Source organism: Bacillus hominis, assembly GCF_030348325.1.
Classification (GTDB): domain Bacteria; phylum Bacillota; class Bacilli; order Bacillales; family Bacillaceae_G; genus Bacillus_A; species Bacillus_A hominis.
Genome location: NZ_JAUCFS010000005.1, coordinates 3920855 through 3933134 on the forward strand (window position 1 = coordinate 3920855; position 12280 = coordinate 3933134).

At 36.6% G+C, this 12280-nt stretch carries 14 protein-coding genes; 3 read left to right on the top strand and 11 right to left on the bottom strand.

The window, feature by feature from the left end; all coding sequences use genetic code 11:
• The first annotated feature begins 85 nt into the window (after positions 1 to 85).
• Both QUF93_RS22930 and QUF93_RS22935 read left to right on the top strand, forming a co-directional pair.
• The gene (locus QUF93_RS22930; RefSeq protein ID WP_289360292.1) at positions 86 to 1840 is read left to right on the top strand and encodes an aromatic amino acid hydroxylase; all 1755 of its coding nucleotides are present in this window, start codon (positions 86 to 88) and stop codon (positions 1838 to 1840) included.
• On the top strand, positions 1821 to 2135 hold the full coding sequence (locus QUF93_RS22935; protein ID WP_016086202.1) for a 4a-hydroxytetrahydrobiopterin dehydratase: 315 nt from the start codon (positions 1821 to 1823) through the stop codon (positions 2133 to 2135). Before QUF93_RS22930 ends, QUF93_RS22935 begins: the two co-directional genes overlap by 20 nt.
• Positions 2136 to 2151: 16 nt before the next feature.
• Here QUF93_RS22935 and QUF93_RS22940 read toward each other — a convergent pair whose 3' ends face one another.
• Both QUF93_RS22940 and QUF93_RS22945 read right to left on the bottom strand, forming a co-directional pair.
• Positions 2152 to 3009 (bottom strand): VOC family protein, encoded by an 858-nt coding sequence (locus tag QUF93_RS22940; RefSeq protein WP_289360297.1) that lies wholly within the window; start codon positions 3007 to 3009, stop codon positions 2152 to 2154.
• A 21-nt stretch (positions 3010 to 3030) separates the two neighbouring features.
• Entirely contained in the window at positions 3031 to 3435 is a 405-nt protein-coding gene (locus QUF93_RS22945; protein WP_001071557.1) for a DoxX family protein, read from the bottom strand.
• A gap of 157 nt (positions 3436 to 3592) precedes the next feature.
• On the opposite strand from QUF93_RS22945, the gene QUF93_RS22950 reads away from it, so the two are divergent.
• Positions 3593 to 4138 carry a helix-turn-helix domain-containing protein gene (locus tag QUF93_RS22950; RefSeq protein WP_289375820.1) on the top strand — a complete coding sequence of 182 codons (546 nt, stop codon included), beginning with the start codon at positions 3593 to 3595 and terminating at the stop codon, positions 4136 to 4138.
• 39 nt (positions 4139 to 4177) lie between these two features.
• On the opposite strand, the gene QUF93_RS22955 is transcribed toward QUF93_RS22950, so the two are convergent.
• The 9 genes from QUF93_RS22955 to adhE all read right to left on the bottom strand — a co-directional run bounded on the left by QUF93_RS22955 (position 4178) and on the right by adhE (position 12257).
• A complete protein-coding gene (locus tag QUF93_RS22955; protein ID WP_088060057.1) occupies positions 4178 to 4555 on the bottom strand; it encodes a hotdog family protein in 378 nt (125 codons plus the stop codon).
• A 111-nt stretch (positions 4556 to 4666) separates the two neighbouring features.
• Positions 4667 to 5125 carry a GNAT family N-acetyltransferase gene (locus tag QUF93_RS22960; RefSeq protein WP_002111948.1) on the bottom strand — a complete coding sequence of 153 codons (459 nt, stop codon included), beginning with the start codon at positions 5123 to 5125 and terminating at the stop codon, positions 4667 to 4669.
• A gap of 57 nt (positions 5126 to 5182) precedes the next feature.
• The gene (locus QUF93_RS22965) at positions 5183 to 5710 is read right to left on the bottom strand and encodes a GNAT family N-acetyltransferase (RefSeq protein WP_080018471.1); all 528 of its coding nucleotides are present in this window, start codon (positions 5708 to 5710) and stop codon (positions 5183 to 5185) included.
• A 283-nt stretch (positions 5711 to 5993) separates the two neighbouring features.
• Positions 5994 to 6389 (bottom strand): ankyrin repeat domain-containing protein, encoded by a 396-nt coding sequence (locus QUF93_RS22970; RefSeq protein ID WP_289360299.1) that lies wholly within the window; start codon positions 6387 to 6389, stop codon positions 5994 to 5996.
• Positions 6356 to 7174: a petrobactin ABC transporter ATP-binding protein FpuC gene (locus QUF93_RS22975; RefSeq protein ID WP_289360300.1), complete on the bottom strand. Its 819-nt coding sequence runs from the start codon at positions 7172 to 7174 to the stop codon at positions 6356 to 6358. The genes QUF93_RS22970 and QUF93_RS22975 overlap by 34 nt, the downstream gene beginning before the upstream one ends.
• Positions 7161 to 8189, bottom strand: coding sequence for a FecCD family ABC transporter permease (locus QUF93_RS22980; protein WP_289360301.1), 1029 nt, complete (start codon positions 8187 to 8189; stop codon positions 7161 to 7163). The genes QUF93_RS22975 and QUF93_RS22980 overlap by 14 nt, the downstream gene beginning before the upstream one ends.
• 5 nt (positions 8190 to 8194) lie before the next feature.
• Positions 8195 to 9142 (bottom strand): helical backbone metal receptor, encoded by a 948-nt coding sequence (locus QUF93_RS22985; protein ID WP_289360302.1) that lies wholly within the window; start codon positions 9140 to 9142, stop codon positions 8195 to 8197.
• Positions 9143 to 9290: 148 nt separating this feature from the next.
• The gene (locus QUF93_RS22990; RefSeq protein WP_088060069.1) at positions 9291 to 9527 is read right to left on the bottom strand and encodes a YrhC family protein; all 237 of its coding nucleotides are present in this window, start codon (positions 9525 to 9527) and stop codon (positions 9291 to 9293) included.
• A gap of 126 nt (positions 9528 to 9653) precedes the next feature.
• Positions 9654 to 12257, bottom strand: a complete 2604-nt coding sequence (gene adhE, locus QUF93_RS22995) for a bifunctional acetaldehyde-CoA/alcohol dehydrogenase (RefSeq protein WP_289360303.1) — start codon at positions 12255 to 12257, stop codon at positions 9654 to 9656.
• Positions 12258 to 12280 lie beyond the last annotated feature (23 nt).

Here is a 12280-nt window from a genome sequence, read left to right on the forward strand (position 1 = left end):
ATAAGCGCTTACATTTTTGAAAGGAGGTGGTACAGGCTATACGAAACCGGTATTCATTTTGATAAAGAAAAAGGAGGACGTCTAAATGACAAAGAAAACAGAAATTCCATCACATTTAAAACCATTCGTATCTACACAGCATTATGATCAATACACACCGGTGAATCACGCTGTTTGGCGTTACATTATGAGACAAAACCATAGCTTCTTAAAAGATGTTGCTCATCCATCCTATGTTAACGGACTACAATCATCTGGTATTAATATAGATGCAATCCCAAAAGTAGAAGAAATGAATGATTGTTTAGCACCAAGCGGCTGGGGAGCTGTAACGATTGACGGACTTATTCCTGGCGTAGCATTCTTCGATTTTCAAGGGCACGGATTACTACCAATCGCAACAGATATTCGTAAAGTAGAAAATATCGAGTATACCCCTGCTCCTGATATCGTTCATGAAGCAGCAGGACACGCACCGATTTTACTTGATTCTACATATGCAAAATATGTGAAGCGCTTTGGACAAATTGGAGCGAAAGCTTTCTCAACAAAAGAAGAACATGAGGCTTTTGAGGCTGTTCGTACATTAACGATTGTAAAAGAAAGCCCGACTTCTACACCTGAAGAAGTTGAAGTTGCTGAAAATACTGTAATCGAAAAACAAAACTTAGTTTCCGGTTTATCAGAAGCAGAACAAATTTCGCGCCTTTTCTGGTGGACAGTGGAATACGGATTGATCGGAAATATAGACGATCCGAAAATCTACGGTGCTGGTCTCCTTTCTTCTGTTGGTGAAAGCAAGCATTGCTTAACAGATGCTGTAGAAAAAGTTCCATTCTCAATTGAAGCTTGCACAGGGACAACTTATGACGTGACAAAAATGCAGCCACAGCTATTTGTTTGTGAATCATTTGAAGAGTTGACTGAGGCACTTGAGAAGTTCTCTGAAACGATGGCATTCAAAACAGGTGGCACAGAAGGATTAGAAAAAGCAATTCGCTCCGAAAATCATGCTACAGCTGAGCTAAGTAGCGGATTACAAATTACCGGTACATTTACAGAGACAATTAAAAATGATACTGGCGAAGTCATTTACATGAGAACAAATACACCAACTGCATTAGCAATTCATAATAAACAGTTAGCAAATCATTCTACATCTGTACACAACGATGGATTTGGCACACCGGTCGGATTACTAGAGGGTAATATCACATTAGAAGATTGTACAGAAGAAAAGTTACAGTCATTAGGTATTACAATTGGAAATAGTGTAGAACTTACTTTTGCAAGTGGCATTCATGTAAAAGGAACAGTAACAGACACTATAAAGAATAATGAAAAGATTGCTCTTATCTCCTTTATGGATTGCACAGTTACTCATAAAGATCGTTTATTATTCGATCCTTCATGGGGAGCATTTGATATGGCTGTTGGTTCAACAATTACTTCCGTATTCCCAGGAGCAGCAGATGCAGCCGCATTCTTCCCGATGGATGAAGAAATACAAAAAACTCCTGGTCCGCTTGTACTGACTGAGCTTGAACGTATGTATCAAACAGTTCGAGATATTCGTAACGAAAATATTGTACACGATGCTCACGCTGATCAATTAGTAGCAATCCAAGAAGTATTAAATAAATTTTATCCGAAAGAATGGTTGCTTCGTCTTGAAATTTTAGAATTACTTTTACAACATAACAAAGGGCATGAAACATCAGCAGCATTATTAAAGCAACTTTCTACTTTCACAACTGATGAAGCTGTAACACGCCTTATTAACAATGGTCTTGCGCTACTACAGGTAAAGGATGTGGAAAATGATGCTACGATTAACTGAAGAAGAAGTTCAAGAGGAATTATTGAAGGTAGATAAATGGATGGTAAAAGATGAAAAATGGATTGAACGAAAATATATGTTTTCCGACTACTTAAAAGGAGTCGAATTTGTCTCTGAAGCCGCCAAACTATCAGAAGAACATAATCACCATCCATTTATCCTTATCCAGTATAAAGCAGTCATTATTACTTTGTCATCTTGGAATGCAAAAGGTTTAACGAAACTAGATTTTGAACTTGCGAAGCAATTTGATGAACTATTTTTACAAAACGAAAAAGCAATTATAAGAAAGTAAAAAAGAGAAGCCTTTTTTAGGCTTCTCCTTTTATTTTTAAATGGATACAATGTCCAAATGGATCCTTGACCTGTAATATTCCATCTTTATACGTAGCAATCTTGCCAATATTTTTTAAGCTTTCACATAATTGCTCTTTTTGTTTTTCATCCGCTAGTACAATTGTGAAATATTTCAAGCCAACGGAATTTGGCATTTGTGCTGGTATCCCTTCACCTTGCCATGTATTTAAGCCAATATGGTGATGATAACCACCTGCGGATACGAACAGCGCTCCATTACGAGCTGGGATTGTTACATCAAAACCAAGACCATTAACATAGAAACGTTTCGCTTCTTCTAAGTCAGCTACATGTAAATGAATATGTCCCATCACAGTACCCGCCGGGAACCCATTCCATACACTTCCTTGCTGCAATAATTCTTCACCAGCTAACGGGTTACTAACAAATGGTAGCTCTCCATTCCCATCACGCCAAACTTCTTTTTGGCGATCATGATAAATTTCAATCCCATTTCCATCTGGATCAGCTAAATAAAGAGCTTCACTAAAGTAATGATCGGCTCCACCGTGCAGTGGATATACCATCTCTACAAGGTGACGAAGAATGTTCGCTAAGTCTTGTCTATTTGGTAATAAAATTGCGTAATGATATAACCCTGTTCTTCCTCTTTGTTTCGGAAAAGCTTCTTTCTTTTCTTCAATGATAAGGAGTGGTTCATCATTTTCATTCCCAAATGTAACGACTGCTTCCTCTTCTTTTAGCACTTTCATGCTTAGTACTTCCGTATAAAAATCTAGTGATTTCTTTATATTTGATACGTATAAATGAACAACACCAAGTGTTGTTTCGGGATGAAGTTGAAAGCTCATCTTGTTATACCCCCATTTAAATTAGTTCTTCTTTGACATTTTCTCTTTTAAGAAATTATCTACAAAACCATCAGCTTTCGCAACAAATAAGTATGCACCCATTGCTAATAATGCAAGTTCTAACTCAAATCCAGGATTTTTTCCGTCTCCTAACAAGCCAGCTGACCATTTTACTTTTACAATCGCTCCAACCATAACAAGTGCAAATAATAAGCCAATATATCTTACGCCTAAGCCTAGAATTAGCAATAGACCTCCAACTAATTCAACTGTTGCTACACCGTATGCAAGTCCTCCTGGTAAACCAATGCTTGTAAACCACCCTGCAATATTGTCAATTCCTGATTGGAATTTTGTTAAACCGTGCATAAAGAATGTTACCCCTAACACGATACGAATAATTAAGTTACCAATATGTTGATTCATTTCTTTCTCTCCTTTATAGTTTTCTTATACAAAACTTTTATTTACATTACAAAACATACACTAATTTTTTTTATTCGTCAATTCATTTTTCATGAGAAAAAATATATTTTTTTTGCTATGATACAAATAGTTGTTTACAAAAAGGAGCTTGATTTTTATGAACATTGGTTCTGCAATACGTGAAATTCGTCAACGTAGAGGCATAACAATAGCACAAATTTGTGAAGGAACAGGTCTTTCTAAAGGTTTTATGAGTCAGGTTGAAAATAATAAAACATCACCATCTATCTCAACTTTAGAAACGATCTCCAATTTTTTAAACGTTCCCCTTCCCTATTTATTATTAGAACAAAAAGATCGGTTGAAAATTGTAAAAAAAGAAGAACGTAAATACAGTGTATACGGAAAAGATGAACAAAGAATTGAACATGTTGCGGAGCAAGGTGGTCTTCGCCTATCTCTAGTAGAAATTCCTACCGGGTTTCCGAAAGAAAACTCACCAAATGCCCATGAAGGGGAAGAATGCCACCTTGTATTACGTGGAAAACTAGAAGTTCAACATGGTGAAGATATTGCGGTTGTAACAGAAGGTGATTCTTTCTCCTGGAATGCATGCGTTCCCCATATTGTTCGCAATATAGGTGAAGAATCTGCGTTATTACTTATCTCTAGTCATGCGGAAAATCGAAAACGTGTTTATTAAATGATAAAAAAGAAGCCTGTTTCATAACAGGCTTCTTTTTTATTCCCTTATAATTCCATAACTTGTCCCAACTAGTACGGTCTTTTCCTGTTGATTGCGATAAACTGACTCAATTGAAACTTTTTTATATCCTTCCATTTGTTCAATATTTGTTAAAGTTAATTCACAAGTAATCGTATCTCCTGTAAAAACTGGTCTAATAAACTCACTTACCAATTCCCTCGCTATGTAATGTAACTCTTCGCCTACTTTCGTCCCAATGCTAGCAGTCAATAAACCGTGAACCATTAATCGTCCATTCTCATCATATTCCATATGATGTCTACCCTTATCACCTGTAATATTTGCAAATTCAAAAACTTCTTCCTCGGTAAACTTTCTTTCGTATTTAAATACATCCCCAACTTTTACATTCATTTTTATCCCCCGTTTAATAAACTGAATTTTCTTTTATTTTATCACAAAATAAGTCTCAGTTCAGTTTATATTATTAAAATAGCAATCCTTTTTCTTCACTACCTTATAATTTTATCGATGCCCATCCTTTTTCGCCACTTGATACCCATAATACGCACATGTTCCATTTCTTGATAACTCTCTTACTTCAAAACCACAACTTCTATAAAAATCGAAATTGTTAGCCGATGTATGTGCAAACCAATCGCCATGCGGAAGCTTCTGCAAGCAAAGAGCTACAAGTTTCTTACCTAACCCTTTTCCCCTATACTCACACTTCACAACTAAATTTACTATGTTAGCAACCATGATTTGATCAGAAATCACTCTAACCATCGCGACCATTTCTTCTTCATCCCAAATTGTGAAAGCCCATGTTGAATTTTCAAATGCAATCGTAAACTTTTCAATTTGCCAAGAAGGGATATTGTCATTACTCCAACCAGCATCTTCAAATAATGTCTTAATCGCATATGCTGGTACACCGTTCGTTCCCTCACGAATAATAAGTCCATTATGGTAAATATACATGTAATCCCCCCTTTATTTTATATATATCATTCTCCAAAAGATGCAATTCACCTTTTTTCATCCAACCCGCTTAATGGAATAAACGAGAACATCCATCTCATGAAATGAAGTTGTTTTCTCATAACTAAGCCCTGTTTTTCTGGCGACAAATATTGAAGCTGGGTGGTTCGGGTTAATAAGAGAAATTAATTTATTCATTTGTAATGCTTGGAAACCGTAGTCTCGAAATGCTGCCGCTGATTCTTTCGCATATCCTTTCCCCCAATACTGAGGAAGTAACCAATAACCAATTTCAATTTCCTCTTTTCCATCTACCTTCTGCTTAACAAGTCCTGCATGACCAATTCGTATTCCAGTTTCCTTTTCAATCATTACAAATAAACCGAGACCATTTTTATAACTTGGAAGCACCCACTCCTCCAAACTTTTTTTACATTGCATATATGTTTTTAACGTCCCATTTCCAATATAGCGCATTACTTTCTCGTTCCCCCATAACGAAGCGTAGAACTGTAAATCATCCATTGTATATTTGCGGAATTGTAGGCGATCTGTATGGAACATTTTTAAACTCCTTCCCAGCATTCTGTTCTTGATTACATGATCATATTTTGTATGTATAGTACGTGTTACTCTCTATTATAAATGAACCAACATTAAAACATAGAATATTCACTCTTTACAAACGTAAAAAAAGAAGTAGACAAATATTGTCTACTTCATCCACATCATAACTAGCATAAGGAAAACTACAATTGAGGGGGTGTAGGATTTCCAAATATACTAGATACTTATCCCGTTCTAACGGGCGGTAAACCTTCCAATCTTTTGAGTGGAAAGTTTACCGCACATAAGAACTTTGCGGTCATTAAGAAAGCACTGTTAAGTACTCAAATACACGCTGAGCTTTTTCACCACCCATTCGTGCATGTTGAAGAAGAGAGATGCCATGCGGGCCAGGTGCAAATAATGCTTCTGGTTGTACTACTAAAATGGCTTGTACAACTTCAAGTTCACCAAGCATAGCCGCTGTGAAAATATCCATTCGAGCACCCTTTTCTAGTAAATAAAGAGCAATATCTTTACGGCCTACATGTGCCGATGCCCCTAAAGCACTTTCCCAATCTGATCCGCCCCAATTATAAGAAGCATGAAGTAAGCTAGGTGATTCGGCCAAAAGCTCCTGTACTTTTTCTAGATCACCGTGAGCTGCCATAACAAATTCTCTTACTAATTCAGTGGTAATACGCTCTTCTGTTTGCATCTCTCTTCTCCTTTTTTAAAAATTCGTTTCGGTGTAAAAAATGGCTTGTCGCTTCCGTGAAAAATATCTACTTCTATGCCAAATACATGTTGAAACATTTGATGACATAGTACTTCTTCTGGTACGCCGTCATACTGAATCTTCCCTCGCTTTAATACGAGTAAACGATCGCTATATTGAGCCGCTTGGTTAATGTCATGTAAAACCATTATAATTGTCATACCAAACTCTTCATTTAATCGTTCCACAAGTTCCATTACTTCCAACTGGTGAACGATATCCAAAAAGGTTGTTGGTTCATCTAACAATAAGACATTTGTACGTTGTGCTAGCGTCATTGCAATCCAAGCCCGTTGTCTTTCTCCTCCGGACAAAGACTGTAAAAGACGATATTCATACCCTTCAAGATTTGTAACAGACAATGCCCAATCAACAATTTCTTCATCTTCTTTATTTAAGCGACCGCTCCATGATTTATGGGGTCCTCTTCCAAATTCGATTAATTCTTTCACTGTTAAATCTAATTGATGGTCATGCATTTGTGGTAACATTGCTAATTGCTTCGCTACATCAGCACTCTTCATCATATGAATATTTTTCCCATCTAAAATGATGTCCCCTTCGCTTTGTTTAAGTAGCCTTGCTATTAAACGAAGCAAAGTAGATTTCCCCGATCCATTCGGACCGATTAAACTAACGATTTCTCCAGCTTTAATATGTATATTCATATTTTGCATTTGAAATCTTTCAGAATGTGCGTAAAACACTTTGTTAACGGAAATCACGTTGTTTTCCTCCTCTATGAATTAAATATAAGAAGAACGGACCACCTAAGAAGGACAATAAAATACCAACTGGTAATTCGATTGGATCAAACCAACTTCTAGCTATCGCATCTGCGAAAACAAGTAATATTCCGCCACCAAGGCATGATAATGGCAGCAAATATCTATAATCATTTCCGACTAATAAACGTAGCATATGTGGTACAACGAGACCGACAAATCCAATAAGACCAGAAACACTAACTGCTATTCCAGCTAACATTGTACTTACTACTATTAAATAAAACCGACTTCTTTCAACGTTATGCCCTAATAATTTGGCCATTTCATCCCCAAGCATTAATACTCGAATATGTTTAATACCGAAGAAAGCTAATACAATAGCGAATATCGCATAATAAATAATCATATTTAAATGTGCCCAACTCACACCACCAATACCACCAGCTAACCACGGTAGAACTGATTGTACTTTGTCGCTATGTAATAACATTAACGCTGAAGTCGCTGCACCAATTAAGGCGTTTATTGAAACACCTACTAATACAATTCGTGAAGGTGGCGCACCCTTTTGCCATGATAGTGCGTAAATGACCATTGCTGTAATAAAGGCTCCTAAAAAAGCTCCTAGTGGTAAGAATGCCATATGCTGAGGAAATAAAATCATAATTATAATTGCTACAAGACCTGCTCCTGATGAAACTCCGATAATGCCAGGATCTGCAAGAGGATTTCTCATAACCCCTTGCAATAACGCTCCTGATGCAGCTAAACATGTTCCTACAATAAAACCAACGAGCACTCTGGGTATGCGAAGATCCCATACAATTCGATGAACTGTCGAACCCTCATCTTGTATTCCCACTATAATGTCTCGTAAAGAAAAGGATAAACTTCCTGCAAAAAGGCCATAAAAAAGACCTAGAACAGTTAATACAACTAAAGTAACTGTTATCATCCATCTTTTCTTTGCAAAAGGATGCTTCTTTTCTCTTACTATTTCACTACTCTCCATGCCTATCATTTCCTTACATCTTGTATACTTTTATACATAAAGTCCATCGCTTCTGTCACTTTTGTTCCAGGATTTGAGCCAAATAAATCTGGTGGTAAAATAACGATGCGATTTTGTTTGACTGCCTCTAAATTTTTCCACGCTTCATTTTTCATCATTTCGCCTTCAAATGCTTTTTTCACGCTATTGGGATCTCCATGTGTAATTAAATAAATCACATCCGGGTTTGCTTCAATAATACGTTCTACACTTAACTGTGCATATTGCGGATATTCTTTCATTTCTGGAAAACCAGCTGCAATATTTTTCCCGCCTGTTTTTTCTAAAATATCACCTGATAGAGAAGTTGGTAATGCTGCTAAATAAGTGCCCGGTGCTCCATAAACTAGCAACGCTTTAACATCGCTCTTTTTCTCATATTTCTTCATTTGATCATTAATTTTCTGATTAAGCTCGTTTGCTTTATCTTCTTTTTTCATTACTGTTCCATACATTTCAATACTCTTTTGAATGTCTTTTACAGAGTTGGCTGAAGAAATGATTACTTTTGTTCCTTGCCCTTCAACCGTTGGAATATTTTTTTGGAACCCATTATTAGCAACAAGTACATCCGGCTTTAAGCTAGCAATTTGTTCAAAGTTTGGCTGATGTGCATTCCCAATTACTTGTGCTTTCTTTAACTCTTCCGGAAGAGTTAACTTTGTATCTGGACGACCTATTACTTTGCCACCCAAAGTATGAATAATATCCATGTCCCCCATACTTAATGTTGCAAAACTCTCTGGATTTTTATCAAATGTTACCTTTCTGTCTGAGAAGTCGGTAATTTCGATTTTGTCTGTTCCTTTTTCTGTTTTCGTTGCGGATGCTTTTTCGTTTCCCTTTGCACTGCAACCTATTAATAAGAAAAAAATAGATAAGATCGCTGTAAACAGCGTAATAGATTTCTTCATTTTTTCACCTCTAATTGATAATGATAATCATTGATTACTATTATACTTTAATTGATAAGGATTATCATTGTCAACATGAAACGCATACATTTTCTACAAAAAACGAAAAAACGCTACAAAAAGATTTCTTCTTTTCGTAGCGCCTTATTTAACAATTTTCTTCATATTCGCTCTCCTCTAATTGGTCACGCAGCATTCTAACACGCTTAAAGAAGAAAAAAGCAAGAACTAAAAATACAATAATACTCCCCATCATAACAAAAGACTGCACCATATCTTTGACTCCACTTGGAATTAATAAACCGATCATTAAAAATGTACTTATAGACAAAAGTACTTGTCCGAAACGGGTATAATCTGCTATTTTTTCTTGTAATTCTTTCATTTGCTTATCACTCCCATCCTCACTTTATCATATTCTATTAAGCTTAAAGACAAGTAAATAGAACCAAACTGGGAGATGTTTTCCAAAGTAAAAAAGAGCCGCTTACTTACGGCTCTTTTTTATCTATTATACGCCTTTATACGCTTCCATATAGACTTCTTTTAGCTCTGAAATGAGCGGTAATTTTGGATTAGCTGTTGTACATTGATCTTCAAAAGCTCTTTCTGCTAACATTTCCACAACAGCTTCAAATTGTTCTTTAGCAACTCCTTGTCCCGCAATACTCATATTGATATTTAAGCTTTTTCCAAGCGCAATAATCGCTTGGACGAGTGATTCCACACCTTCCGCTATTGAGCTTGCTGGAAGCCCGAGCATTCTCGCAATATGTGCATAGCGTTCATCTGCAACAAAGTGCTCATATTTTGGGAACAATGCATGTTTTCTTGGCTTAATGGCATTATAGCGGACTACATGAGGCATAAGAATCGCATTTGCGCGCCCATGTGGGATATGGAATTCCGGTCCAATTTTATGTGCTAAACTGTGATTAATACCTAGGAAAGCATTTGCAAATGCCATCCCTGCGATTGCGGAAGCATTATGCATTTTTTCTCGCGCTTCTTCATCATTTCCATCTTTATATGCTCTCGGTAAATATTTAAATACGAGATCAATTGCTTTTAATGCTAATCCATCTGTATAGTCATTTGCCATAACAGACACATACGCCTCAATTGCATGCGTTAATACGTCCATACCAGTGTCTGCTGTTACATGTGGTGGTACTGTCATTACAAACTGTGGATCAACAATTGCTACATCTGGTGTTAATTCATAATCTGCGAGCGGATACTTTATATTATTTTTCTTATCTGTAATAACCGCAAATGGTGTCACTTCTGATCCTGTTCCCGATGTTGTTGGAATTGCAACAAACTGTGCTTTATTTCCTAATTCCGGATATTTACATGTACGTTTTCTTATATCTAAAAACTTCTGTTTAATTCCATAGAATGTTGTTTCTGGGTGCTCATAGAAAAGCCACATCCCTTTTGCTGCATCCATAGCTGAACCGCCACCAAGTGCGATAATTACATCTGGTTTAAAGCTTCTCATCATTTCCGCACCTTTAAAAACAGTTTCATCTGATGGATCTGGCTCGACCTCAAAGAAAACTTCAACTTTTACATCATTTGCATGCTTACGTAAATAGTGCGCGACTGTATCTACATAGCCGTGCTCAACCATTCCTGGATCCGTTACAATAAATGCACGTGAAATGTTAGGCATATTTGCTAAATATGCTGTAGCATGTTTTTCAAAATAAATTTTTGGTGGCAGTTTGAACCACTGCATATTCTTTTTTCTATTTGCCAGCCTTTTTATATTTAATAAATGAGTCGCTGTTACGTTTTGGGAAACTGAGTTTTTCCCGTAAGAACCACAACCAAGCGTAAGTGATGGAATAAATCCATTATATATATCCCCTATTCCACCTTGTGATGAAGGTGCATTTACAATAAGACGGCAAGCTTTCATGCGTAATCCAAATTGCTTTTGCACTTCTTTGTTTGTAGAATGGATGACTGCTGAATGTCCTAAACCACCAAGGTTCAACATTTCTTCGCAATATGTAAATCCTTCTTCTAATGAATTTGCTTTTACACAAGCTAATACTGGACTCAATTTCTCACGAGATAATGGATATGCTGCTCCAATACCTTGTATTTCAGCTACAAGTATTTTTGTATGTTCAGGCACAGTAACCCCAACTAATTCAGCAATATACTGCGCGGATTTCCCTACAATATCACTATTTACTGCACATGTATTTTCATTTATAACTAGCTTTTCTAATTTTCTTCTCTCTTCCTCTGTTACAAAGTAACAATTGTTTGCAATCATTTCTGTTTTCATATCATCATAAATTTCCTTATCGACAATGATTGCCTGTTCCGATGCACAGATCATACCGTTATCAAATGTTTTCGATAAAATTAAATCATTAACAGCTCGTTTTACATGTGCTGATTTCTCTATATAACATGGTACATTACCAGGGCCGACGCCTAGCGCTGGTTTTCCAGTAGAATAAGCTGATTTCACCATACCAGCTCCTCCAGTTGCTAGAACGAGTGCCACACCGTCATGGTTCATTAATTGCTTCGTTGCTTCGACAGACGGTCTTTCAATCCATTGAATACAGTGCTTTGGTGCACCAGCTTTCAACGCTGCATCATATACTGTTTTCGCCGCTGCAACGGAACAATTTTGTGCAGAAGGATGAAAGGCGAAAATAATTGGATTTCTCGTTTTTATCGCGATTAACGCTTTAAACATTGTTGTCGACGTTGGATTCGTTACTGGCGTTACCCCAGCTACTACACCGACAGGTTCCGCAATTTCTATTATTTCTTCATGAGGATCTTCGTGAATAATTCCTACCGTTTTATCTCTCTTTATATTATGCCAAATATATTCAGTAGCAAAAATATTTTTAATGCATTTGTCTTCATATACACCACGGCCCGTTTCCTCAACAGCCAATTTTGCCAATGGCATATGTTGATCAACACCTGCTAGTGCCATTTCATGAACAATGTTGTCAATTTGCTCTTGTGTAAAACTTTCTAATGCTTGTAAAGCTTCTTGACCATTATTTACTAACGTATCAATCATCTCTTTTACCTCTTGCATTTCATTTACAACTTTCTCTTTGACTACCATGTAAATTTCCTCCTATTCTGTTA